Origin of the sequence: Shumkonia mesophila (assembly GCF_026163695.1) — a bacterium.
Lineage (GTDB): Bacteria > Pseudomonadota > Alphaproteobacteria > Rhodospirillales > Shumkoniaceae > Shumkonia > Shumkonia mesophila.
The window spans coordinates 54,987-79,773 of record NZ_JAOTID010000010.1 but is presented as its reverse complement, the minus strand read 5'-3'; the positions used below and the strand labels follow the sequence as shown (position 1 = coordinate 79,773).

At 64.9% G+C, this 24,787-nt stretch carries 20 protein-coding genes and 3 tRNA genes; 13 read left to right on the top strand and 10 right to left on the bottom strand.

The window, feature by feature from the left end; genetic code table 11:
* Positions 1-135 precede the first annotated feature (135 nt).
* Entirely contained in the window at positions 136-1,347 is a 1,212-nt protein-coding gene (locus ODR01_RS16330) for a CaiB/BaiF CoA transferase family protein (RefSeq protein WP_316978752.1), read from the top strand.
* A 10-nt stretch (positions 1,348-1,357) separates the two neighbouring features.
* Here ODR01_RS16330 and ODR01_RS16325 read toward each other — a convergent pair whose 3' ends face one another.
* From ODR01_RS16325 to ODR01_RS16300, 6 genes are all read right to left on the bottom strand, one after another.
* Positions 1,358-1,885: a ferritin gene (locus ODR01_RS16325; RefSeq protein ID WP_316978751.1), complete on the bottom strand. Its 528-nt coding sequence runs from the start codon at positions 1,883-1,885 to the stop codon at positions 1,358-1,360.
* 170 nt (positions 1,886-2,055) lie between these two features.
* Positions 2,056-4,731, bottom strand: coding sequence for a valine--tRNA ligase (locus ODR01_RS16320; protein WP_316978750.1), 2,676 nt, complete (start codon positions 4,729-4,731; stop codon positions 2,056-2,058).
* A 106-nt stretch (positions 4,732-4,837) separates the two neighbouring features.
* Positions 4,838-5,515 (bottom strand): DUF2497 domain-containing protein, encoded by a 678-nt coding sequence (locus ODR01_RS16315; RefSeq protein WP_316978749.1) that lies wholly within the window; start codon positions 5,513-5,515, stop codon positions 4,838-4,840.
* Between the two features lie 42 nt (positions 5,516-5,557).
* The gene (locus ODR01_RS16310) at positions 5,558-6,937 is read right to left on the bottom strand and encodes a TolC family outer membrane protein (protein ID WP_316978748.1); all 1,380 of its coding nucleotides are present in this window, start codon (positions 6,935-6,937) and stop codon (positions 5,558-5,560) included.
* Between the two features lie 87 nt (positions 6,938-7,024).
* Complete coding sequence (locus tag ODR01_RS16305) at positions 7,025-7,357, bottom strand: rhodanese-like domain-containing protein (protein ID WP_316978747.1); 333 nt, start codon at positions 7,355-7,357, stop codon at positions 7,025-7,027.
* A gap of 2 nt (positions 7,358-7,359) precedes the next feature.
* A complete protein-coding gene (locus tag ODR01_RS16300) occupies positions 7,360-8,013 on the bottom strand; it encodes a protein-L-isoaspartate O-methyltransferase family protein (protein ID WP_316978746.1) in 654 nt (217 codons plus the stop codon).
* A 172-nt stretch (positions 8,014-8,185) separates the two neighbouring features.
* On the opposite strand from ODR01_RS16300, the gene ODR01_RS16295 reads away from it, so the two are divergent.
* The 5 genes from ODR01_RS16295 to ODR01_RS16275 all read left to right on the top strand — a co-directional run bounded on the left by ODR01_RS16295 (position 8,186) and on the right by ODR01_RS16275 (position 9,142).
* Positions 8,186-8,259: transfer RNA gene (locus ODR01_RS16295), tRNA-Cys, on the top strand.
* A 7-nt stretch (positions 8,260-8,266) separates the two neighbouring features.
* Positions 8,267-8,342 (top strand) — tRNA-Asn (locus tag ODR01_RS16290).
* 46 nt (positions 8,343-8,388) lie between these two features.
* Complete coding sequence (locus tag ODR01_RS16285) at positions 8,389-8,679, top strand: hypothetical protein (protein ID WP_316978745.1); 291 nt, start codon at positions 8,389-8,391, stop codon at positions 8,677-8,679.
* Positions 8,680-8,712: 33 nt separating this feature from the next.
* Positions 8,713-9,051 (top strand): P-II family nitrogen regulator, encoded by a 339-nt coding sequence (locus ODR01_RS16280; protein ID WP_316978744.1) that lies wholly within the window; start codon positions 8,713-8,715, stop codon positions 9,049-9,051.
* Positions 9,052-9,066: 15 nt separating this feature from the next.
* Positions 9,067-9,142: transfer RNA gene (locus ODR01_RS16275), tRNA-Asn, on the top strand.
* 14 nt (positions 9,143-9,156) lie between these two features.
* Here the strand turns inward: ODR01_RS16275 and ODR01_RS16270 are convergent.
* Both ODR01_RS16270 and ODR01_RS16265 read right to left on the bottom strand, forming a co-directional pair.
* The gene (locus ODR01_RS16270; protein WP_316978743.1) at positions 9,157-9,999 is read right to left on the bottom strand and encodes a GGDEF domain-containing protein; all 843 of its coding nucleotides are present in this window, start codon (positions 9,997-9,999) and stop codon (positions 9,157-9,159) included.
* Positions 10,000-10,202: 203 nt separating this feature from the next.
* On the bottom strand, positions 10,203-10,850 hold the full coding sequence (locus tag ODR01_RS16265) for a CDP-alcohol phosphatidyltransferase family protein (protein ID WP_316978742.1): 648 nt from the start codon (positions 10,848-10,850) through the stop codon (positions 10,203-10,205).
* Between the two features lie 289 nt (positions 10,851-11,139).
* On the opposite strand from ODR01_RS16265, the gene ODR01_RS16260 reads away from it, so the two are divergent.
* The 4 genes from ODR01_RS16260 (at position 11,140) to ODR01_RS16245 (ending at position 14,596) form a co-directional block, all read left to right on the top strand.
* Positions 11,140-11,559 carry a MaoC family dehydratase gene (locus tag ODR01_RS16260; RefSeq protein ID WP_316978856.1) on the top strand — a complete coding sequence of 140 codons (420 nt, stop codon included), beginning with the start codon at positions 11,140-11,142 and terminating at the stop codon, positions 11,557-11,559.
* A gap of 69 nt (positions 11,560-11,628) precedes the next feature.
* Entirely contained in the window at positions 11,629-12,471 is an 843-nt protein-coding gene (locus ODR01_RS16255) for a 5-deoxy-glucuronate isomerase (protein ID WP_316978741.1), read from the top strand.
* Positions 12,472-12,506: 35 nt separating this feature from the next.
* Positions 12,507-13,787, top strand: a complete 1,281-nt coding sequence (locus ODR01_RS16250) for a hypothetical protein (protein ID WP_316978740.1) — start codon at positions 12,507-12,509, stop codon at positions 13,785-13,787.
* A 41-nt stretch (positions 13,788-13,828) separates the two neighbouring features.
* A complete protein-coding gene (locus ODR01_RS16245) occupies positions 13,829-14,596 on the top strand; it encodes an SDR family oxidoreductase (protein WP_316978739.1) in 768 nt (255 codons plus the stop codon).
* Between the two features lie 3 nt (positions 14,597-14,599).
* Here the strand turns inward: ODR01_RS16245 and ODR01_RS16240 are convergent, their stop codons facing one another.
* Entirely contained in the window at positions 14,600-15,148 is a 549-nt protein-coding gene (locus ODR01_RS16240) for a GNAT family N-acetyltransferase (RefSeq protein WP_316978738.1), read from the bottom strand.
* Between the two features lie 509 nt (positions 15,149-15,657).
* Here ODR01_RS16240 and ODR01_RS16235 point away from each other — a divergent pair.
* Positions 15,658-18,345, top strand: coding sequence for a bifunctional acetate--CoA ligase family protein/GNAT family N-acetyltransferase (locus ODR01_RS16235; RefSeq protein ID WP_316978737.1), 2,688 nt, complete (start codon positions 15,658-15,660; stop codon positions 18,343-18,345).
* Between the two features lie 103 nt (positions 18,346-18,448).
* Here the strand turns inward: ODR01_RS16235 and ODR01_RS16230 are convergent, their stop codons facing one another.
* A complete protein-coding gene (locus tag ODR01_RS16230; protein WP_316978736.1) occupies positions 18,449-20,641 on the bottom strand; it encodes a CHASE2 domain-containing protein in 2,193 nt (730 codons plus the stop codon).
* Between the two features lie 403 nt (positions 20,642-21,044).
* On the opposite strand from ODR01_RS16230, the gene ODR01_RS16225 reads away from it, so the two are divergent.
* The gene (locus ODR01_RS16225) at positions 21,045-23,129 is read left to right on the top strand and encodes a peptidase domain-containing ABC transporter (RefSeq protein ID WP_316978735.1); all 2,085 of its coding nucleotides are present in this window, start codon (positions 21,045-21,047) and stop codon (positions 23,127-23,129) included.
* The gene (locus ODR01_RS16220) at positions 23,126-24,616 is read left to right on the top strand and encodes an HlyD family type I secretion periplasmic adaptor subunit (RefSeq protein WP_316978734.1); all 1,491 of its coding nucleotides are present in this window, start codon (positions 23,126-23,128) and stop codon (positions 24,614-24,616) included. The genes ODR01_RS16225 and ODR01_RS16220 overlap by 4 nt, the downstream gene beginning before the upstream one ends.
* The last annotated feature ends 171 nt before the right edge of the window (positions 24,617-24,787 follow it).

The following is a 24,787-nucleotide window of genomic DNA, read 5'->3' as shown; positions in this document are numbered from 1 at the left end:
TTTCGCGGTCTGCTCCGACCGCGGCGCATACCTCGCCTGGTTCCGAAAGGCCCGGCCGGTCGAGGCTTCGCCCGCCGCCGCGGGAATGCTAGGCTGCATATCTGGGCACGATGTCAGCGGATGGAAAGCAGCAAAATGGATGGGGTTCTCGCGGGAATCAGGGTGGCCGCCTTCACGCATTTCGCGGCCGGACCCCTGACCGCCCAGTTCCTGGGCGCGCTCGGCGCCGACGTCGTCAAGATCGAATCGCCGGGAGGCGATCTCAACCGCACCCTGGTGCGCGACATCGACAGCCCGTTCGGCGAGGCCAGCCCCTATTTTGTCACGCTCAACCGCAACCAGCGGGGCATCGCGCTCGACCTCAAGAGCGATGGCGGCCGCGAGATCGCCCGCCGGCTCATCGCCAAGGCCGATATCGTGGTCGAGAATTTCAAGCCCGGCGCCCTGGCCCGCCTGGGGTTCGGCTATGACGCGGTGCGTCTTTTCAATCCCGCCGTCATCTACTGCTCGATCTCGGGCTACGATCCCGATGGTCCCAAGCGGGACGCCCGCGGCCAGGACCTGCTGATCCAGGCCCTGAGCGGGCTGGCCGCCATGACCGGGCGCGGCGGCACACCGCCGGCGCCGGCCGGCACCTATGTGCCGGACGCCTACACCGCGCACATGAACGTCATCGCCATCCTGTGCGCGCTGCGCCATCGCGACGCCACCGGCGAAGGCCAGAAGGTGCACGCCGACATGATGTCCTCCACGCTCCACCTGATGGCCCAGGAGGCGTCCTACATCATGAACGTCGGCCCACAAGGACCGCGGAGCCCCGCTGGGATCGCCCACGTCGACCACGCCGCGCCCTATGGCACCTACGAAGCCGCCGACGGTGCCTTCGTCATGAGCCTGGCCGCGCCCGCCCGGGTGGCCGAACTGGCAAACCGGCTGGGGGTTGGCGAACGGACGGCCGCCTTCCTGACCGAGCGCGGCATGAAGGCCCACCGCGACGAGATTGCCCAAATCCTCGCCGACGCCTTTAAGACGCACCCGCTGGCGACGGCGCTCGCGCTGGCCGAGGAGGCCGGGATCTGGGCGGCGCCGGTGCGCTCGCTGGCCGAGGCCCTGGCCGATCCCGTGGTGGCGGCCAGCGGCCTCGTGCAGGAAACGGAATCTGTCTACGCCGGGCGCCACCGCTTCGTGCGCGAGCCGGTATCGCTGCCGGCGTCACCGCTGCGCTGTTCGCGGCCGGCCCCGGCCCACGGCGAACACACCGTCGAGGTTCTGCGCGAACTGGGATACGGCGAAAAAGAAATCGGCGCGCTCATCGCCGAGCGCGCCGCGATTTCCTTCGCCGGATAGGATATGCCGTTCAGGTGGCGGACGCCGCGGCGCCGTCGGCCGCACCCTGGGCTGCGAACTTCGCCGCCTCCTGGTCGATGAAATAGAGCCCCTTGCCGTCCAGGCCGATGATCTTGATGCGATCGAGAATGTTGCGGGCCAGCGCTTCTTCTTCGTGCTGCTCGGCGACGAACCATTGCATGAAGTTGAAGGTGATCATGTCCTTCTCTTCGAAGGCGGCCTGGGCCAAGGCATTGATCTTGGCAGTCACCTGCTGCTCGTGCGTGTAGACCTCCTCGAACAGCGCCTTGACGTCCTTGATCTTGCTGGGCGCTTCCTTGATGGCGCCCAACACGGGCATGTAGCCGGACTCGAGCACGTAGTTCCAGATGCGCCGCATGTGCCCCATCTCCTCACCCGCGTGTTTGGTCAGAAACGCCGAGCATCCCACCAGCCCTTCGTTTTCGGCCCAGGCCCCCATCTGCAGGTAGATGTTGGACGAGAAGAACTCGAGATTGATCTGCGCGTTCAAAAGCTTGAGGAGTTTGGGGCTCAGCATAACATGACCCTTTCGAGCATATTAGAACGAATCTAAATTATGGCGTCTTTCCGCACCCTTCAATGGTCAAAGCGTAAAGCCGGCAAAAAAGCGGCACGGAACCGGTGTCCCGTGCCGCTTTTGAAAAGCGATCCCGTCGGCCGGCACGGACGCCGCCCGAAGCGCGCCGCCTACAGCGCCGCCAGCCTCTGGTAGGCCGACCCCAGCTTATCGCGGGCCAGCACCGCCTCGGCGCGCTTCTCTTTCTGTTCCTCCACCACCTCGGGCGGCGCCTTGCTGAGGAAACCGTCGTTCGCGAGCTTCTTCTCGAACTTGGCGATTTCTCCGTCGAGGCGGGAGATTTCCTTCTGCAGGCGGGCCTTCTCCTGGGCGACGTCGATGAGGCTGGCAACGTTGACGAAGGCCGTGGCCTCGTCAACGACAAGCTGGATGGCGCCCTTGGCGACCGTGCGGGCGGCATCGGAACCCATTTCGACCACGTCGAGCGTGGCCAGGCGGGCCAAGTGGACGATCAGGTCGTGATGAACCGCCATGCGTTGGCGGGTGGCCGGCGCGACGCCCGCCAGATAGACGGGAACCTCGGCGCCCGGCGGCACGCGCATCTCGGAGCGCACGGCGCGGATCTGCGAAACCAGGCGCACCACCCAGTCCATCTCGGCAGCCGCGTCGGCATCGACCAGACCGGCCTCGAAGGCCGGCCACGCCGAGGCGATCAGCATCGACGGACGATTCTCGCCCAGCCGCCGCCACAGTTCTTCGGTGATGTAGGGCATGATCGGGTGCAGCAGGTGCAGCAGCCGGTCCAGCACCCAGGCGGTGGTGGCGCGCGTCTCGGCGCGGGCGTCGGCGTCTTCGTTTTCGCCCTGGAGGATGGGCTTGGTGAACTCCAGGTACCAGTCGCAGAAAGTCCCCCACGTGAAATGATAGAGAACCGAGGCGGCATCGTTGAACCGGAACGCCTCGATGGCCGTCTCGACCTCGGCGGCGGTAGCGGCCAGCTTGCCGACGATCCAGCGATTGACCGTCTGCCGGCATGTCTTGGGATCGAAGCCGGCGACCGGCTGGCAGCCGTTCATCTCGCAGAAACGGGCGGCGTTCCACAGCTTGGTCGCAAAGTTCCGGTAGCCCTCGACCCGGCCTTCCGACATCCGCAAGTCGCGGCCCTGGACGGCCAGCGCCGTCAGGGTGAAGCGCAAGGCGTCGGTTCCGTACTGCTTCATCAGGACCAGCGGGTCGATGACGTTGCCCTTGGACTTGGACATCTTCTGGCCCTTCTCGTCGCGGACCAGGGCATGGATGTAGACGGTATGGAAAGGCACCTCGCCCATGAAGTGCAGGCCGGCCATCATCATGCGGGCGACCCAGAAGAAGATGATATCGAAGCCGGTGACCAGCACGTCGGTCGGGTAGTAGCGCTTGACCTCCGGCGTGTCGGCGGGCCAGCCCAGGGTCGAAAACGGCCACAGCGCGGAGGAGAACCAGGTATCCAGCACATCCGCGTCACGCCTGAGCTCGACCCTCTTGCCGTAGTGCTTCTCAGCCGCGGCCTGGGCCTCCTCTTCGGTGGCTTCGACGAAGACCGCGCCGTCCGGCCCGTACCACGCCGGAACCTGATGGCCCCACCAGATCTGGCGCGAGATACACCACGGCTGGATGTTGTTCATCCACTCGAAGTAGGTGTTTTCCCAGTGCTTGGGCACGAAACGGGTGCGGCCGTCCTTGACCGCCTCGATCGCCGGCTGGGCCAGCGTCTTGGCGTCGACGAACCACTGATCGGTCAGCCACGGCTCGATGACGGCGCCCGAGCGGTCGCCGTAGGGCATCATCATCAGGTTGTCCTCGATCTTCTCCAGAAAACCGAGTGTCGCCATCTCGTTGACAATGAGTTCGCGGGCTTCGAGCGCGGTCAGCCCGCGGAAGCGTTCCGGTGCGTTGCCGTTCAGCCTCGCGTTATGATCGAGCACGTTGATCATTTCGAGGTTGTGCCGGTGGCCGACTTCGAAGTCGTTGAAGTCGTGGGCCGGCGTGATCTTCACGGCGCCGGTCCCCTTCTCGGGGTTGGCGTATTCGTCGGCGATGATCGGCATCGGCCGCTCGACGATGGGAAGAATGCATTTCGTGCCGACCAGGGCCCGGTAGCGGTCGTCGTCGGGATGGACGGCGACGGCGGTGTCGCCCAGCATGGTCTCGGGCCGCGTGGTGCCGACCACGATAAAGCGCCCCGGCGCATCGGCCAGCGGGTAGCGGAAGTACCACATCTTGCCGTGGATTTCGCGCTGCTCCACCTCGAGGTCCGAAATGGCGGTATGCAGGATCGGGTCCCAGTTGACCAGGCGCTTGTCCTTGTAGATCAGCCCCTGCTTGTAGAGGGCGACAAACACCTTGCGGACGGCGGCCGACAATCCCTCGTCCATGGTGAAGCGCTCGCGGGCCCAATCGACCGAGGTGCCGAGGCGGCGCATCTGGTGGGTGATGGTGCCGCCGGATTCGGCCTTCCATTCCCACACCCGCTCGATGAATTTGTCGCGCCCCAGATCGTGGCGCGTCTTGCCCTTGGCGGCGAGCTGGCGCTCGACCACCATCTGGGTGGCGATCCCCGCGTGGTCGGTGCCAGGCTGCCACAGGGCGTCGCGGCCGCGCATGCGGTTGTAACGGATCAGGATGTCCTGAAGGGTGAAGTTGAGCGCGTGTCCCATGTGCAGGCTGCCGGTGACGTTCGGCGGCGGGATGACGATGGTGAAGGGATCGGCATCCGAGTCCGGCCGGCACGAAAAAGCGCCGGAGCCTTCCCACAGGGAATAGATTTCTTGTTCGACCTCGTCCGGCCGATAGGTCTTGTCGAGCATCGTTGACCGATCCTCTTTCTAGGTCGCGAAAACAGAATTGGGCTGGCCCGGCCCCGCTTGGGCCGCCGGGAATCCCGGGATCGGCGGTAGCGGGCCGGCGGGAAGCTCAGTCCTCGAGCTTCTCGGCCCGGTTTACCATCCGATCGATTTCCTTTTTGACGAGGCGCTCGATCAGGTAGGGAAGATTGCGATCGAGCCATTCCTTGAGCAACGGCCGCAGCATTCCTCGCACCATCGCCTCGAGCGTGATACCGCGATCGCCGATGGCCAACTCGCGCCGATCCAGGATGGCCCGCGCGAGGTCGGAAAGCACATCGGTGGAGGCCCGCGCCGTCGGCCGGGAGATGATGGTTTCGTCGAATTCCCCCTTCGTCACCATCATCGACTCGGTCAGTTCCAGAACATCGTCGGATTCCATCCGGAATTCGCTCATGTCGGGTTCCGGCTCGGGTTCCGGTTCCGGTTCAAAAACGGGCTCCGGCTCGGGTTCGGCTTCCATCTCCGGCAGGAAGACCGGCTCCGGCTCGATTTCCGGCTCGGGTTCGGGCTCGGGCTCGGGCTCCGGTTCGGGTGCCGGCTTGGCGACCGGCCGGGGCACGTACACCGGTTCCGGCTCGGGTTCGGGCTCCGGCTTGGGCTTTGGTTTCGGAGGCGGCGGCGGCGGAGCCTGGGCGGCAGCGGCGGCCTCTTCGTCTTCGGACAGGATGCGCCGGATGGAGGCTAGGATGTCCTCCATCGACGGTTCCTGCTGGCCTTTTCCCGCCTGTCCGCCTTGTTCACTCATGTTTCATTCTTCCGGTTGCAGGGGGGCGCCGAAAACCAAGCCTCACTTGGAGTGGGCATCGCCGCTACTGGTTCCGCCGACCCACTTGTCACGCACCTCCCGATAGTGGTCCTCGGGATCGTAGTACTCGACGGGAAGGTCGAGCGCGCGGGCCGACAAAAGTCCGCTGGCCGACTTCACCCCGTAGATGGCGACGATCTGATTGCGCTGGGCCCCGACCAGGTTGACCCTGGAATCCAGAAGTTCCTGTTCTGCATCCAGGACGTCGAGGACCGTGCGCGAGCCGACCGCCGCCTCCCGACGCACGCCGTCCAGCGCGATCTCATTGGCGGTCACCTGCGAACGGAAGGCCTCGATGGCCGCGCGCGCGGTCGTCAGGGTTTCCCATTCGCGCGTCACCGCCTCGATCGCGGTCCGCCGCTCGGCCTCCAGGTTCTGGCGATTCTGCTCCACCGTCTGGCGGGCGCTGCGCAGCCGCGAATAGACCGCGCCGGCCTGATAGAGCGGAACGCTGACCGACACCCTCGCCTCATAGGTCGTCACCCGCGTATTCTCGCCTATGGAATCGTAATCCTTCTCGGCCGTGCCGGACAGCGTGACGGACGGCAAAAGCTCGCCGCGCACTTCGCTGACCCCGGCGGTCGAGGCCCGTTCGTCGAATCCGGCAGCCACCACATCGGGGTTGTTGGCCAGGGCTTGGTTGACCGCGGCGTTGACGTCGGCCGGAACGTCGGCGGGAACGGGCGGCGCCTGAAGCCTTCCGGGCGCTTCGCCGACGATGTTGCGATATTGCGCGCGGGAAACCTCAAGATCGCCTTCCGCCTGGATGCGATCGGCGGTGGCGCCCGCCACCCGGGCCTCCGCCTGGTAGACGTCGGTACGGGTCACCTCGCCCACCTGAAAGCGGTCCTCGGTCGCCTGAAGCTGGCGGCGCAGAACCTGTTCGTTGTTCACCCGCAGTTCGAGCACGGCCTGATCGCGAACCACATTCATATAAGCGGTGATCGCATCGAGCATCACCGCCTGTTCGGTCGAGCCCAACCTGGCCCGCGCCGCCTCGACCGTGCTCTCGGCCCGCTGCGTCGCCGCACCGGTGCGCCCGCCCTGGTAGAGGGGCTGTTCGATGGTGATGTCCATGGAACGCGGGTCGCGGTGCTGCCCCTTGTCGGTGCCGCTGCTGGACGGGCTGCGGATGGCCGACGTGCCATAGGAGCCGTTGACCGATACCGTCGGCCGCCAGCCCGACAGAGCCTGCGGTACCTGCTCGTCGGTGGCGCGAAGCGCGGCCCGCGCGGCGGCCAACGATGGATTGTTATCATAAGCGGCGGCGAGCGCCTCTTCCAACGTCTGCGCGGAAGCTCCCGCGACATGAAAGCCAAAGGCAATCGCCAGGCTGACAAGAATGGACGACCAGATTTTCATTACAGTACGATTTCCTTAATTTCCGCGCGTAAGCAGTCTAACGGCGTCATGACTGGAAGGCAAAGGAATCAAAAACCTAACGACGGATCAATAGGAGGGCATGGCGGGGTCGGCAGTCCGTGCCCAGGCGTCGATGCCGCCAGCCAGGTTGACGGCGTTGCCGAAGCCGTTCCGGCGCAGCCAGGCCGCCACCTGATAGCTGCGCATCCCATGGTGGCAGACGACGACGAGGGGACGATCCTGCGGCAGTTCGGACAACCGGGCCGGCAGGTCGCGCATGGGAATGTTCAGGCTGCCGTCGAAGGCGCAGATGGCGACCTCCCACGGTTCGCGGACATCGAGCACCGCATGATCCTCGCCGGCGTCGCGCAGGCGCGCGAAGGCGGCGACATCGAGATCGAAGGACTGCTCGGAATCCATGGCTAGAACACAAACCCCGGCACAGGCTCGAATCCCGGCAGCCAGGGAACGGTGGCGTCGAGCAGTTCGCGGCGGGCGAAGACGTCCCCCTTGCGCACGACCAGCACCGCCCGGCCGATCGCCTGATTCTTCCTGACGGCCGCCACCAGGCGCCCGCCGTCGGCCAATTGTTCGAGGAAAGTGTCGGGAATTTCGCAAACCGCTCCGTCGAGAAGGATGACGTCGAAGGGCGCTTGCTTCGGGCAGCCTTCCGTGAGCTCGCCCTGCATCATGGCCACCGTGTCGATCTTCAGCTCGGCTAGGGTATTGGTGGCCATCTGCACCAGTTTGGCATCCGATTCGACAGCGACCACGGCACTGGCAAGGCGCGACAGCACGGCCGCCGAGTATCCGGTCGTGCACCCAATGACCAGGGCCACATCGGTCGCCTGCACGGTGGCGGCCTGCAACAGACGGGCCAGGACGCAGGGCTCCATCACGTAGCGGCCGTTGCCGAGCGGCAGGTCTTCGTCCACATAGGCGACGCCCTGCAGCGCCTTGGGAAGGAAGGCCTCGCGGGGCAAATCGGCCATCGCGGCGAGAACCTCCGGATCGTTGACCTGATTCGGCCGGATCTGGGACTTCACCATGCTCTGGCGAGCGACCGAAAAGTCCATCACGAAACCCCCTCATCCTGCGGCAGCGCTGGCTCGACGGCTATATAATGCCCATTGGCGCGCAACACAATGCCAGGCGCTTGACCGCCGTCCGCGCAGAGTCTAAGGTCCCCTCCCCCGGAATGCCCGGCGGATGACGTCGTGGCGTTCCTGGGTTGTTGTGCGTGCGGAAGGCGCGGTGGCAGAGTGGCTATGCAGAGGCCTGCAAAGCCTTGTACGTCGGTTCGATTCCGGCCCGCGCCTCCATTTTTGATCCGGCGTAGCTCAGCTGGTAGAGCAAGCGGCTGTTAACCGCTCGGTCGTAGGTTCGAGTCCTACCGCCGGAGCCAATTCTGAAAAACCCCCGCGACCCGACCCGGTCGCGGGGGTTTTTCATTGCCGCCGCCGGCATTCGTAAGCGACCCCGACCTGATCGTCGGCGCCTATGTCGAGCGCATCCGCTTTCCGGCCGTCCCCATGTTCAGCGGGCTGCGGCTGGTCCTCGTCTACGCCGCGGTGGCGATGACGGTGACCCAGATATCCGCGGCCGCCGCCTCGCTGGCGTGGATGGCGACGGAATGGATCAAATTCGGCAAACCCAGCATGGTCGGCCTGCGGGTCAGCGACGAAGAGGAATTCGAGGGCCTGGACATCAGCACGCACGGCGAACGCAGCTACGAGATTTGATCCTGGCGCGTTGCCTCGAAGAGGAGATCCTTCTTGAAAATGATCATCGCCATCCTGAAGCCCTACAAGCTGGATGCCGTCCGCGACACCCTCACCGCCATCGGCGTGCATGGGATGACCATCACCGAGGTCAAGGGGTTCGGCCGCCAGAAGGGTCAGACCGAGATTTACCGGGGCGCAGCGTATCAGGTCAGCTTCATGCCCAAGATGAAGGTCGAAATCGTGGTCGGCGACGGCGTGGCCGAACGGGTTGTCGACGCCATCCGCGAAACCGCCGCGACGGGCCAGATTGGGGATGGGAAAATCTTCGTCCTGGATTTGTCGCAGGCGGTGCGGATTCGGACTGGCGAAACCGGCGTCGACGCGTTATAGGGAAGCCGTTTTTGATCCGGCGTAGCTCAGCTGGTAGAGCAAGCGGCTGTTAACCGCTCGGTCGTAGGTTCGAGTCCTACCGCCGGAGCCAATAGCGAAGGAGGGTCAGCCGTGAAGGCTGGCCCTTCTTTGATTCTCGGCATAGGCGGGGATGGGCGCCCCGGCCCCGACGCCGGCAAAGCTGAAACCGTTCACGCCCAACTTCTCGACCTCGTGCATCGCCACGGCGGCGGCCATCAGCAACGCATCAGGCGTTTCGGCATCGTCGGGGAAGAAAGCGATGCCCATGTTGGCCTCGACGGTGACCTCCTCTTCGTCCAGCACGATGGGAAGGCCGACCGCCTCGACAATTTCGTTGGCCACCCGCGCGGCAGCGCGCGGGCCAGGCACGTCGCCCAGGATGACGACGAACTCTCCGTTGCCGATTTGCGCCACCGTATCGATCTGGCGAACGACCGTGGCGAGCCGGCTGGCCACCTCTTTCAACACCCTGTCCCCGGCTTCGTGCCCCAGCGATTCCCTGATCGCCTGAAAGCCGTCGAGAGCAATCGAAAGGACCGCCGTCCGCCGGGCGCTGCGATACGACCGGACAAGACTCTGGGTCAGCCGGTCGAGCAACAGGGCCCGGTTGGGCAGGTTCGTCAGGGCGTCGTGGCCGGACAGGGAAAGAACGGAAAAATCCGTTCCGTCGCTCTGGATAGCGCAGCGGTTCGGTCGCCGTCGCGCCCAGACGGCCGCGCCGATGCCCGCGCCCCAAAGGAGGCCGTGCAGGAGGCCCGCCATGACCAGAAATGCCGCCGCGTTCTCGGCTCCGTCATGCCATCGGACGGCACCCGCCAGGGAGGTCGCCACGAGGCCGCTCCAGGCCAGGGCCAGGAGCCAATCGGATACAGGAGAGTGACGTCGCAGAAGCGAGCACACCTTGGCAATCGCCGGAATCATCATCATTCGCTCGATACCGCCAGAAATTGAAGGGTGGCCGGGTGCATTGGGAAAGGTCCCGGCCGCGGGTATGGCGAAGAATGATGCCATTCCTCTGTATCGCGTTGATGGCAAAAACAGGGATTATTGTTTCCCGATGGTAACAGCGCCGCCGCCGTAACGTAGTCGGGGGCGTCGTCCAGGCGGCCGCAAGCCGGCGTTAACGCCGATCAGGAGGGTTCGGACGCCGCTTCATCGCGTTTCGGCAAGGGGTCGAACTGCTTGGCCACATAGTAGATCCGCTGGGCCACGGTCACCGCCGTCAGCACCGCCAGTAAGACAATGGTGTGCGCCAACAGGCCGAACAGCAGGCCGAGCGTCAGCAGAATGACCCTTTCCGCCCGGGTCAGCAGGCCGACCTTGCATTTTCCCCCCAGCCCCTCGGCCCGGGCGCGCACATAGCTGACCAGGAGCGAGCCCAGCAGGGCCAGCACCACCACCGCGGCCAGAACGCTTTCGCCGTCGATGGCGAACCGATAGGTGATCGCGGCGAACACCACGCCCTCGGAAATGCGGTCCACCGTCGAATCGAAAAAGGCGCCGAACTTGGTGGCCCGTCCGGTCACGCGGGCCAGCGTGCCGTCCATCAGGTCGAGGCCGCCGGCGACGATGTAGATGACCCCGGCCAGGGCCAGATCGTTGGTGGCGATGCACATCGCCGCCACGACATTCAGCGCAAACCCGGCCGTCGATACCTGGTTCGGGGTGACCTTGAGACGGGCCAGCAGGCGGGCCAGAGGAGCCGCCATCTTCTCGAGGACGTCGCGCGCCCACTCGCGGGCTTGATACAGTCCGGACTCGATCGATTCGTAGCGCACGTTCCGCCTTTCTTCGCCAGCCGCACGGACGATACCGTGCCCGGCCGGATTCGCCGAGCGTTCGGGCCGATGGCACCCCGGGCCCCATTGTGCCCCGGCAACCGCCGATAAATCAAAGCTTTGTGTGGGCGCTTTTCAACGGGGGCGGCCCACGATATTGCCGGCGGAGCGATTGACGGAGCCTCTTTGAAGGAGGCACAAAGGAGTGGCGACGCGGCGCCATGCCCCACAGCCAATCCGGCTTTTCGCCGGAAAGACCAGGAAGAAAGGAAGCGATGCCGTGAGTGAAATGCAGGTCGAGATCGGCGAACGGACGGCGTTCTCCAAGACCGTCACCGACGCCGACATCGCCCTTTTCTCGGCCATCAGCGGCGACTTCGATCCCATCCATGTGGACGAGGAATACGCCCGCAAAACCCCTTTCGGCCGTCGCATCGCCCACGGCATTTTCGTGCTGGGACTGCTGTCGGCCGCCGAATCCGCGCTGTCGCGGCGGGTTGTCGAGCGGGGAGGCCGCCTGCGGCCGGTATCGCTGGGATACGACCGCATCCGCTTCATCAAGCCGGTCTTCGTCGGCGACACCCTGACCGCGACCTACACCATCGTCGCCCTCGATTCGGAGCGGATGCGCTCGACCGGAAAATGCGAGATCGCCAACCAGAAGGGCGAGCTTTGCCTGGCCGGCGAGCACGTCATGAAATGGATCTGACGCCGACGTCGGTGGTTCGACCGCGAAGGAACACGTATAGATAATTCGACAAACATGAGGAAGAATCCGATGACGCAGGAATTGATCCGGGCCTACGACAACAAGAACCAGCCGATCCTGGCCGGCGGCAGCGCGCCCGTGCCCCATGCCTATTTCAACCTGCTGAAGCTGGCCAAGGGACAATCGTTCCGGCTGTCCCTGCCCGGCTACGAGACTATGTCCGTGGTGCTTTCCGGGAACGTCGACATTTCGGTCGATGGCACGACCTTTCCGGCGGTCGGGCAAAGGCCGGACATCTGGTCGGGACGGGCCGATTCCGTGTACGGCGGCAGTGGCGCCGACATCGTCTTTCGCGCCAACGCCGATGACACCGAAGTGGCGGTGGCCGGCGGCACCTGCGACACCAAGTTCGCCCCCTTCCGGGTGCCCCCCGAGGAAATCGACATGGTCGACGTCGGCTCGCCCGAAACCCACTGCCACCGTCGGATCTTTCACGTTCTCGGGCAAAACGGCGCTGGCCGGGCCGGCAACCTTCTGGTCAGCGAACTGTTGTGCGACGACGGCAACTGGTCGGGATACCCGCCCCACAAGCACGACACTGAGGGCGAAGGCGAAACGGCGCACGAGGAAATCTATCATTACCGCTTCCGCCCGGCCAACGGCTTCGGCGCGCAGTATTGGTTCACCGATCGGGCCGGCGAACGCACCGTCCACATGACCCGCACCGGCGATACCTTCGCTTTCAGCAGCGGATACCATCCGACGGTGACGTCGCCGGGCCATCAGGAATATATCTTCACCATCCTGGTTGGCCTCGAACAGCGCTCCCTGGTCCAGAACTTCAAGCAGGAATACCGCCACCTGATGGGCCTGTTCCCCGGTGTCCAGGCCATGGTCGACAAGTTCAAATAGGGGCTCGGGCCAACCCGAGACGATAGGGAAAAGCGATGAAATTCGACGAAATCGACGTCCCGCTCCAGGTCAGGACGACCAACCCCTTTCCGGACATGGTCGACATCGAGCAGCGCTTCGTGCGCGATCATGTGGCCGATGTCGAAGGAGCCGTGCGCGCCGAGATGCGCAAGCTGGCCGGCGCCCCCCTTGCCGGCAAGCGGATCGCGGTTGCCGCCGGCAGCCGGGGGATCGCCGCCATCGACCGCGTGGTGCGCACCACCATCGAGCAGTTGAAGGCCTTCGGGGCCGAACCCTTCATCGTACCGGCCATGGCCAGCCATGGCGGCGCCAACGCCGAGGGACAGATCGGCGTGCTGGCCGACCTCGGCATCACCGAAAAGGCCATGGGTGCCCCCATCCGGGCGTCCATGGACGTCGTTCAGATCGGCAGCCTGGAGGACGGCATGCCGATCTTCTTCGACAAGATCGCCAGCCAGTCCGACGGCGTCGTCCTCTGTTGCCGCGTCAAGCCGCACACCGATTTTCGCGGCGAATGGGAAAGTGGCCTTTACAAGATGCTGGCGATCGGGCTCGGCAAGCACCGTGGCGCCGTGGAAATCCATTCCCGCGGGTTCCCGAATTTCCACCACATGATCCCGCGGGTCGGCCGCGTCGTGCTGGAGAAAATGCCGATCCTGTTCGGCGTCGCCGTGGTCGAGAACGCCTACCACCAGGTCTTTAAGGTCGAAGGCGTGCCGGCCGCCGATTTCGACGAGCGCGACAAGGCCCTTCAGGTCGTCGCCAAGCAGAACTTCGCGCGCATCCTGGTTCCCCGCATCGACGTGCTGGTGGTCGACGAACTGGGCAAGGACGTCAGCGGCTCGGGCATGGACCCCAACGTCACCGGCCGGTGCGGATCGCCCGGCGTCGATTTCGGGGTGGCGCCGATCCATCGCATCGTTGTGCGCGACCTCACCGACGCCACCCACGGCAACGCCTGCGGCCTGGGGCTGGCGGACCTTACGACCAGGCGCTGCGCCGAGAAGATCGACTTCGTCAAAACCTACACCAATCTGATCACCGCGACCGTACTGGAACCGGCCAAGCTTCCCATCGTCATGCGCGACGACCGCGAGGCCATCACGGTCGCCGTCATCACCTGCAACAACGTGACCACTGAAACCATCCGGGTGGTCCGCATCAAGAACACGACGGAGTTGACCCGCATCCAGGTGTCCAAGGCCGTGCTGGCCGACATCGCGGGGCGCGACGACCTGAAGGTCCTCGGCGCCCCCGCCCCCATGCGGTTCGATGCCGACAACCGCCTGATTTGACCGATACGCGGCGGCGCAGCCGCCCAGGAAGGAAACATCGAATGTCCAAGGACCTGTTCGATCTCCAGGGAAAGGTCGCCCTCATCACCGGCTCCGGACGGGGCATCGGTTTCATTCTGGCCGGCGGCCTGGCCAGGGCGGGCGCGACCGTCATCCTCAACGACGTCGATCCGGCGGCGCTGGACGCCGGCGTAGGCAAGCTGCGCGGCCAGGATCTCAAGGCCCACGGCGCCGCCTTCGACGTCACCAAAACCGACGCTGTCAACGCCGGCGTCGCCGACATCGAAAGCCGGTTCGGGCAGATCGACATTCTGGTCAACAATGCCGGCATCCAGCGCCGCCACCCACTGGAGGAATTTCCCGACGCCGAGTGGCGGGCCGTGCTGGACATCGACCTGACGGCGCCGTTCGTGGTGTCGCGGGCCGCCGTCAAGGGCATGATCGCGCGCAAGGCCGGCAAGATCATCAACATCTGCTCGCTGCAGAGCACCGTGACCCGCCCCACCATTGCCGCCTATACGGCGGCCAAAGGCGGGCTGGCGCTGCTGACCAAGTCGATGGCGGTGGAATGGGCCAGGCACAACATCCAGACCAACGGCATCGGCCCCGGCTACTTCAAGACCGAAATGACCGAGCGACTGTGGAAGGACGTCGATTTCGACGCCTGGCTTTGCGGGCGCGTTCCGGCTGGCCGCTGGGGCGATCCGGAGGAGCTGGTGGGTACCGCCGTCTTTCTCGCCTCGGCCGCATCGAGCTACGTCAACGGCCAGCTGATCTATGTGGAAGGCGGGCTTTTGGCCGGCATGTAGGCTTCAGGGATCGCGGGCGTTGTCGACTCCGTTCTCCAGCCGACGGACGAGGTCCGGCCAGCCATAGGCCGTTTCCTTAAGGACCGTCCCCCACAGGGGTTCGTTGCGCTCGGCCACCCGGCGCCCGCCCATGGCTTCGTAAAAATAGCGGGCCGGGTTGGCCGAAAGAACCCATACAACGGCCGCGGAAAATCCCTTTTCCCTGAGGATGGCGAGCCCGGCTTCGAGGAGGGCGCGGCCGATGCCGTGCCCCTGGAAATCGTCGGCGACGTAGAGGGTGTGAATCTCGCCGTCGAACGGAGCTGGTCCATAGCGGTTGGGACCAACACCGACGAAGCCGACGACGCCGGCGTCGCGCAGATCCGCCACCAGAATCCGCCTGCCGCCCCGCATCCCGATCTCGCGCCGCCACGCCAGCGACTGGCGCACGTGGGACATCTGCGTCAGCACCCGGTCGGGCACCACGCCGGCATAAACCGAACGCCAGGTCTCCACATAGATGCGCGCGACCGCCGCCGCGTCATCGGGCCTTGCCGGGCGAACCCGAACCATGATGGCTCTCCCCGTCTCCATGGTTCATCGGAGACACATCGCCCCCGTTCCATGGATATGGGTACGCCTTTCCCGCCGGCATCGACCGCGCGACGAAAAATCACAGGCGCCCGGGGTCCGGCTATCGATAGCTTCAATGCGAAAGTGAAATTCAATCCACGCGGCGCGCCCGCGCGGATGGCGCATCGAAGGCGGCGAACATCCACCGCCCTCCCGTCCGGTTGATCGGCGGGGCGCAGGGGGCATGACGTCCAATCAAAGAGAGAGCCCCGGACAGTTCCACATGGTGAGACCATACCAGAATGCGGAAACTATGGATTGCGTCGCGCGGAGTGACGTTGTATGAAAACGCCGCAATGAAACGCCCCCTTGGCGGGATTTGAAAATGGGCAATCCTGTGTAGTGCAGGCAGGATGAAGCCCGGCTTGATTCCCTGATCTACGGATCCCGCGAAAGGTGCGACCGCAACGGTCGCGCTTGGGCCCTGGCAATAAAAACGAAGGCCATCCATGTCCACAAGAAACCTCGACAAACTGTTCAATCCCAGTTCCGTCGCCGTCATCGGTGCGTCCAATCGCCCCGGAGCCGTCGGCGCCCTGGTCATGCGCAATCTCCTGCTCGGCGGGTTTGACGGGCCGATCATGCCGGTCAATCCCCGTCGCCAATCCGTCAGCGGCGTCCTCACCTACCCCGGCGTCAAGGACCTGCCGATGGCGCCGGAACTGGCCGTCATCTGCACCCCTCCGCAGACCGTTCCCGGCGTCATCGACGACCTCGGCAAGATCGGCACCCAGGCCGCCATCGTGCTGACCGCCGGGCTAGCGCAAGAAAAGAACAAGGATGGCCGCATCCTGCAGGAGGTGATGGTCGCCAACGCCCGCTGCCACGGCCTGCGCATTCTGGGCCCCAACTGCCTGGGCCTGCTGGTGCCGGGGATCGGCCTCAACGCCAGCTTCTCGCATCTTCCCGCCCTGCCCGGGCGCATCGCCTTCGTGTCGCAATCGGGGGCGCTCTGCACCGCCGTTCTCGATTGGGCGCGCACCCACGACATCGGCTTCTCGCACTTCATATCGGTGGGTGACACCGTCGACATCGATTTCGGCGACATCATCGATTTCCTGGGAAGCGACCCGCACACCCGTGCCATCCTGCTCTACATCGAATCCATCAAGGAACGGCGCAACTTCATGTCGGCGGCGCGCGCCGCGGCCCGCAACAAACCCATTCTGGTCATCAAATCGGGCCGGGTTGCCGAGGGCGCCAAAGCGGCTGCCTCGCACACCGGCGCCCTCGCGGGCGCCGATGACGTTTATGACGCCGCCATCAGCCGCGCCGGCATGCTGCGGGTGTATTCCATCGACGAGTTGTTCGCGGCCAGCGAAACTCTGGCCCGTTCCCGCCCGCTCAAGGGCGAACGCCTGGTCATCATGACCAACGGCGGCGGCGCCGGTGTGCTTGCCGTCGACGCCCTCATCAAAGGCGGCGGCACCCTTGCCGAACTGTCGGCCGAAACGTTGGCGAAACTCAACGCCGTGCTGCCCGACACCTGGTCCAAGTCCAACCCGGTCGACATCATCGGCGACGCCCCCGGCGAGCGCTATTCGGCCACGCTTGACATCCTGTGCAAGGCGCCCGAAGTCGACGCCATCCTGGCCATGCACTGCCCGACCGCCACCGCATCGAGCACCGAGGCGGCGCAAGCCATCGTCGACACCGCCAAGAAAAACCAGTCGAACATCCTGAGCAGTTGGATCGGCGGCCAGGTTGTCGCCGAGGCGCGCCGCATGTTCCGGGACGCCGGCATCGCGACCTACGAGACCCCCGAGGGGGCCGTCCAGGCCTTCATGCATATGGTCCGTTACCGCCGCAACCAGGACCTGCTGACGCAAACTCCACCGTCGGCGCCAACCGACTTCACGCCCGATACCGAATTCGTCCGCAACCTCATTAAGAAGGTCATGGCCGAGAAGCGGGAAATGATGAGCGAGGCCGAGGCGAAGGCCGCCATCGCCGCCTATGGCATCCCCACGGTGCGCACGGAAATCGTGAAGACGCCGGAAGAGGCGGCGAAGAAGGCCGCCGAGATCGGCTTCCCGGTCGCCCTCAAGATCATGTCGCCCGACATCACGCACAAGTCCGACGCCGGCGGCGTGCGCCTGTTCCTCGACACCGCCGATGTCGTGCTGAGCGAAGCCAGGACGATGCTGGAAAAGATCGGCAAGGCCTTCCCCAAGGCCAAGCTGGAAGGGTTCACCGTCCAGCAGATGGCGGTCCGGCCGCGGGCTCACGAGCTGATCGTCGGCACCACCACCGACAACATCTTCGGGCCGACCATCCTGTTCGGCCACGGCGGCACCGCCGTCGAGGTGATCGGGGATCGCGCCGTCGCCCTGCCGCCGCTCAACATGGCGCTGGCCGACGAGCTGATCTCGCGGACCCGCATCTACAAGCTGCTGAAGGGTTATCGCGACCGGCCGGCGGCCGATCTCGATGCGGTCAAGATGGTCCTGCTGCAGATTTCGCAGCTGATCATCGATTTTCCCGAGATCGCCGAGCTCGACATCAACCCGCTGTTCGCCGACGAGAAGGGCGTGCTGGCGGTCGACGCCAGAATCCGGGTCCGTCCCGTTCCCGCCGAGGAAGGCAAGCGCCTGGCCATCCGTCCCTATCCGAAGAACCTCGAAGAGGAATTCCCCCTCAACGATGGGCGCAAGACCATCCTGCGTCCCATTCGGCCCGAGGACGAACCGGAGCACTATGACTTCGTTTCGAAACTGACGCCCGAGGACATCCGCTTCCGCTTCTTCGGTACCGTCCGCCAGCTTCCCCATTCGGAAATGGCCCGGCTCACCCAGCTCAACTATGACCGTGAGATGGCGTTCATCGCCAGCACTCCCAAGAAGGACGGGCCGGGACGCGAAACGCTTGCCGTGGTCCGCACGGTCACCGACCCGAACAACGAGCGGGCCGAATTCGCCATCGTCGTGCGCTCCGACCTTCAGGACATGGGGTTGGGCTCCAAACTCCTCGACAAGATGATCAAGTACTGTCGCGAGCGGGGCACCAAGTGGATGATCGGCCAGGTGCTGGAGGACAATCGCAAGATGCTCCAGCTCTCGGCCTCGAAGGGCTTCGGCCGCAAGCGCATCCCCAACGACGGTGTCTTCGAGGTGAAGCTGGATCTCCAGCAGAAATAGCCCGATCGGCCTTTTCCAAACGACATCGCCCAGCCGGTCATTCCCCGGCTGGGCGATTTTCTTTTCCGAGATGGAGAGTCCAGTTGGACAGAGTCCGGAGAGTCTATTTGGACATGGCGGTAAAAACGCCGTCCCAGCCGGGACAGGGAGGGTTCGCCTCATACTCGCGGACACGCGCCTCGTAGAGATCGTAGACGCCGCCCAGGTTGTGACCGTCGCAGAGTTTCCGGCAGCCGTCGATCTGGGCGAGTGCCTCCTGCCACCGCTGGCCCCGGTAGGCTTCCAGCATCGCGGAATGCCGGCCGCTCAACGCCCGAAAGACCTCGCTCTCGCAAACGGCCTCGTCGCCGAGCAGGGTATGGACGCGGACTGCCGCCGTCTTGCCCTTGACCTTGATGAGGTCGAGTTCGAGGACCGCCAGGTCGGGCGCCTTTCGCCACGTGTTGTCGCCGATGATGATGTCCACGCCATAGGTCTTGCTCTGGCCTTCGAGGCGCGACGCCAAATTCACGTGATCGCCCAGCACCGAATAGTCGAAGCGCTGATCCGACCCCATATTGCCGACCACCACGTCGCCGGAATTGATGCCGATGCCGATCTTCAGCGGAAGATGGGGACGCCCCTCGGCCTGGGCCTCGGCTTCGAGGCGCTGGTTGAGCGGAACCATCTCGGCGTTCATGGCGAGTGCGGCGAGGCAGGCGTGGCGGGCGTGCTCGGCATCGTCCAAGGGCGCGTTCCAGAACGCCATGATGCAGTCGCCCATGTATTTGTCGACGGTGCCCTGGCGATTGAGGATGATGTCGGTCAGCGGCGTCAGCAGCTTGTTGATCAGGCGGGTCAGGCCCTCGGCATCGAACTGCTCGGAGATGGTGGTGAAGCCGCGCACGTCGCAGAACAGCATGGTCATGTCGCGCTTCTCGCCGCCGAGCGACAGCTGCGACGGATTTTCGGCCAGTTTCTCGACCATGGCGGGCGACAGATAGTGCGCGAAGGCATTGCGCACCTGGCGTCTTCCCGCCTCCTCGCGGGCATAGCCGGTGTAGGTCAGAAGGACATAGAGGACCAGCATCGAGGCCACGGCGAAGCCGGCGTCGAACAGGATCTTCCGCTCGGCGAACAGGTACCACGACGTGCCGAGCGCGGAACCCGCGATGACCAGGAACAGCAGCAGGGTCCAACGCGCCCCCACCGCCGGCACCAGCCAGATGATCAGAAGGCCGCCGATCAGGACGAGCGCCGCTTCGGCGCCGTTGATGTTGTTGGGGCGCGACAGGAAGTTGCCGGTCAGCACGGCCTCGATCAGCTGGGCGTGGACCTCGACGCCGGGCATGATCTCTTCGGTCGGCGTCGAGCGAATGTCGAGCAGGCCGACCGCCGACGTTCCGATGATGGTCAGCTTGCCGCGGATGAGGGCCGGGTCGGCGGTTCCGGTCAGGACCTCGCGAGCGGAAACGTATTTCGCCCTGTCGCGCTTGGAGAAATACGGCCACACCCGGCCTTTGCTGTCGGTGCCAAGCTTGAGCCCGTTTGGCGGGAAAACGCTTTTCGACGCGATGCCGATCGACGTCACGCCCGCCTCGTTGGTCTCCACCAGCAGGGTGGGTCGCTGGAAGAGAACGCGAAGCATCTCGATCGGCAGCGACGGATAAAGCTCCCCCTGGTGGGCGAAAATCGTCGGAACCCTCCGCACGATGCCGTCCGGCTCGGAGGCCAACGAAAAGATGCCGTGGCCGAGAGCCGCCTTCTCGATGACCGGCACATTGCGGACCAGCGAGCGGAAATTCTCGACGAATTGGTGCGGCTTGGGTCCCTTCAGCGCGATCGACTTGCGCACCGGGGGCGTGGCGTCCGCCTTCTCTCCGCGAAAGCCGGCCTGTCCCAGAACCACCCGTCCCCGCTTGATCACGTCGGCAAATAACGCGTCGTTGCCGGGAAGCCCGCGCAGCCGCTCGCGGGTTTCCTCATCGAGGCCGGCGATGGAATCGGCGATGGTCAGCGGGTTCATGCGGTCGGCCTCCGGGAAGACCATGTCGAAGGCCACCAGCACCGCCCCCATCTGCGTCAGATTGCTTACCAATCGCGCGATGACGTTGCGCGGCCACGGCCACTGCCCCACCTCGGAAAGACTGTCCTCGTCAAGATCGATGATGGTGACCGGCTTGCTCTCGGGCGGCGGCACCGTCCGCGGTGACATTCGCTGATACAGATCGAAGGTCTTCGTCTGGGCAAGTTGCAGCGGATAGGGATTGGACAGGAAAAACGCCAGCAACGCCCCCAGCAGGCCCAAACCGATCAATCTGTCCGCGCTGAATACCCGGCGAAGGCGCGATCGGCCCCCTTTGCCGCCTTTGTCCTTCCGGCTTCGATCGGATTTAGGTTCCGGCATGGCCGGTCATCCCCCCTTGCCCCTGCTCCCGAAAACGCGGCCGCTTTACTAGAATGGCAGCCGGTCAACAGGTCAACAGCGAACTCCGAGCCCAGTTTCGCCCGCCGCCTTTATTATACGTTAACCCGTTAACCCTATAATTTTGTTGATATCCTTGGGCAGCCGATGGTATCCACATCAAAGTGGCGTTGGGGAATCTGATAGGGCTTACAATCAGATAGCTAAATTTTTTAACTGATACGTTACGGAGAAACGCTTGGTCGCGAGTTCACCCTCGACCAAAAGTTGGCTCCGGTCGTTCATGAAACCGATCATGCCGGTTTTCCGCGAAGTGTTGGCGATGTCCTTTTTCGTCAACGCGCTAGCTCTCGCGGTTCCGGTGTTTACGATGCAGGTGTACGACCGGGTTGTCTATCATGCCGGCATCAAGACCCTAGAAGGGCTGATGATCGGCATGCTGTTCGTGCTTGCCTTCGACTATGTCCTGCGCCAGTCGCGTTCCCGCATCCTGCAGCGGATTGCCCTGCGGGTCGACGTTTCGGTCGGGCAACTGGTCTTCGAAAAGTTCATGGCGCTGCCGCTCAAGACCCTCGAGTCCAAGCCCGGAGCCTACTGGCAGACCCTGTTCCGGGACGTCGACGTCGTTCGCAACACGCTGTCCGGCGCCTCGGCGATCCTCGTCGCCGACCTGCCCTTTGCCATTCTCTTTCTCGGCGTCATTTTCGTGGTCGCCCCGGCCATCGCCTGGGTGCTGCTGATCCTGCTTCCCATCTTCGTGTTCGTGGCCTGGCGGTCGGGCAACGTCGTGGCCAGTGCCAACGACGAGGAACGCGACGCCTCGCAATCCCGGGACAGCCTGATCGCCGAGATGATCGCCGGGCGCACGACCATCAAGGCGCTGGCGCTCGATCGCGCCATCCGGCCCATCTGGGAGGAGCGCCACGCCCAAAACATCGAGCGCGCGGTCGCCCGTGGCGGCAAGACGGACACCTACAGCAACCTGGGGGCCGCCCTGACGATGGTGACCACGGTCTGCCTGACGGCGGTCGGGGCCATCGCCATCATCGATCAGCGCCTCACCATCGGTGGCCTGATCGCCACCAACATGCTGTCCGGGCGCCTCATCGGGCCGCTCAACCAGCTGGTCAATCAATGGCGGACCTATTCGAGCTTCAAGCAGGCCGCGGACCGCCTCGGCCAGCTTTTCGCGGAGCCTAGCGAGCGTCTGCATACCGACATCAAGATGGACAAGCCGCGGGGCGAGGTCGTCCTCGAAAACGTCACGTTCGCGTATGGCGAGGACTCCGCCGCCGTGGTCGACAACGTGTCCTTCCGGATCGCGCGGGGCGGCGTCAACGCCCTGGTCGGGCGCAACGGCAGCGGCAAGACCACCCTTCTCAAGATCTTGCAGGGCCTCTATGTGCCCACGGCCGGGCGCGTCCTGCTGGACGGCGCCGACATCAGCCAGTTTTCCCGCTCCGAGCTGGCGACATGGATCGGCTACGTTCCCCAGGAGAACGTGCTGTTCGCCGGCTCGGTGCGCGACAACATCGCCAACCGCATTCCCGACGCTTCCGACGAGGAGATCATCCGCGCCGCCAAGGCCGCTGGAATCCACCAGTTCGTCATCGATCAGCCGGACGGCTACGCCACCGAGATCGGCGAGGCCGGCCAGCGGCTGTCGGGCGGCCAGCGCCAGCGCATCTCGATCGCCCGCGCGCTGGTCGGCCAGCCTCCGGTCCTGCTGCTGGACGAACCGTCGAGCAGCCTCGACCGGCAGGCCGAGCACGACCTCCGCAAGACCCTGGAGGAGATCGGCCGCGCCTGTACGGTCATCATCGTCACGCACAGCCCGATCCTGCTGTCGATCTGCCGCGATCTGTTCGCCCTCGACCGCGGCCGCCTGGCGCTGGCGGGCCCGGCCCAGGAAATTCTCCCCCGACTGTTCGGCGCCGGAGCACGGACCGCGGCGGCCCCGCCGGCGACGGGCGTCAAACCGCTGGGCGGGGAGATGCCGGCCGACGCCGAGGCTACCGGCCCGGCGAAACGGCCGCTGAGGACCGCTCCGGTCGCGGCCGCGTCCGGATATGCCAAGGAAGCCGCCGACGCCGGTTCGCTCCTGATTCCCGCGTCCCGTCCGTTGACTTCCCCGCCGCATGGCCGCCCCGGCCCTGACAATCTGCCGACCGCACATGGCGCGGCCGTGGCCAAGCTGGTCGCCGCCGACATGATGAAGGAGGCCGCCCACCTACCCGGCGGAACCTCCGGCACGAAGCCCCTTCTGCGCGTCGCTCCGGCAGGACGCCCCCGCTGGACTGTCACGGAAGGGGGGAAGAAGGCGACCGGAACGAACGGCATGGCCCCCGCGCCGGAGGCGGACGGTATCGGTGAGGCATGAGCCGTCTCGATCATCTTATGGACAGCCACCCGTTGCCGACCTGGCGGACCGTCGCCTGGCCGGTGATGATTCTCCTGGGCGCGCTGATCGTCTGGTCGAACTACTTTGAGCTCGACGAGGTTTCAATCGCCACCGGCGAGGTGATCCCCCGCGGCAACATCAAGGTCATCCAACACCTCGAAGGCGGCATCGTCCAGGCCATCCACGTCGAGGACGGCGATGTCGTCAGGGAGGGCCAGCTTCTTTTGCAGCTGGGTCTCGGCGTCAGCGGCGTCAATCGCGAGGAACTGGAAACCCGGCGGGACAGCGATCTGCTGGTCAAGGCGCGCCTCGAGGCCGAGACGCAGGGAACGCCGCTGGCCATCCCCGAGGACCTGCAGAACAGGCGCCCCATCCAGGCGGTCGCCGAGCAGCGCTCCTATGTGGCGCGCCAGCAACAGCTGGACGCCAAGATCGGCGTCCAGCTCCAGCTCATCCGCCAGCGCGAACTGGAGGTCGAAGAGTTCAATGCGCGGATGCGGGCGTTGCAGGATCGCAAGCGCGAGCTCAGCTCGCCGGCAGGATCGCTGCAACAGCAGATCCGGCAGAAGGAACTGGAGATCAAGGAGCTGGAAACCCAGCGGACGACATCGACCAACAATCTGAGGCTGCTCAGGGAACGGTTCGCGATGTCGACCAAGCTGGTCGCCGACGGTTTGATTTCGAAGATGGACCACTTGCAACTCGAAAGCGAGGTCAAGAGTCTGGAGGGACAGATCAACGGCTTGAACCAATCGATCCCGCGCGCGCGCGCCGCCCTCGATGAGGTCCGGGGCATCCTCAAGGAACAGGTCGAATCCATCGTCTCCGACATCAACTCGCTGACGCCGTCGATCTCGCGCGCCCAGGCCGCCGTCTCCGAAGCCCAGCAGCGCGTCGGCGAAGAACGCATCCGCTTCCGGCGGGAAGCGCAGGAAGAACTGGTGAAGACCGAGCAGTCGATCGCCCGCACCCGCGAGCTTCTGTCACAGGCGACCGAGCAGAAGATCCGGACCGACATCCGCAGCCCGATCGAGGGGATCATCAAGAACCTGCGCTACCACACCATCGGCGGCGTGGTGAAGGCGGGCGAGCCGATCATGGAGATCGTCCCGACCGGGGAAAACGTCGTCATCGAGGCCAAACTGAACCCCACCGACCGCGGCTACGTGCGGGTTGGGCAGGCCACCACCGTGAAGATTTCCACCTACGACTATTCCCGCTATGGCGGCCTGGAGGGGATCGTCACCATGGTGGCGCCGGACAGCAGCGCGGACGACAAGGGGGTCCCCTTCTTTCGCGTCCTGGTCGAAACCGACAAGACCTATCTTGGCCAGAAGCAAGGCGAGTTGCCGATCATTCCCGGCATGGAGGCGACGGTCGACATCCATACCGGGACGCGAACCTTCCTCGAATACCTGATCAGGCCCGTTCTCAAGCTTCGTCACGAAGCGTTCCGCGAGCGCTGAGCGCCGCGGCGGTTTTGAAAATCGTGACCATTCAAACGAATTTGTGGTAAGAGTTGAGCCACGCGGCCCTACTCGCAAGGCCGCATCCGGTGTGGGAAGCCGGACATCAGGGGGGACTTTCCACAGACAACAAACGGCTTAACGCGGGCGGCGAAAGCGGGGCGGGGGCTC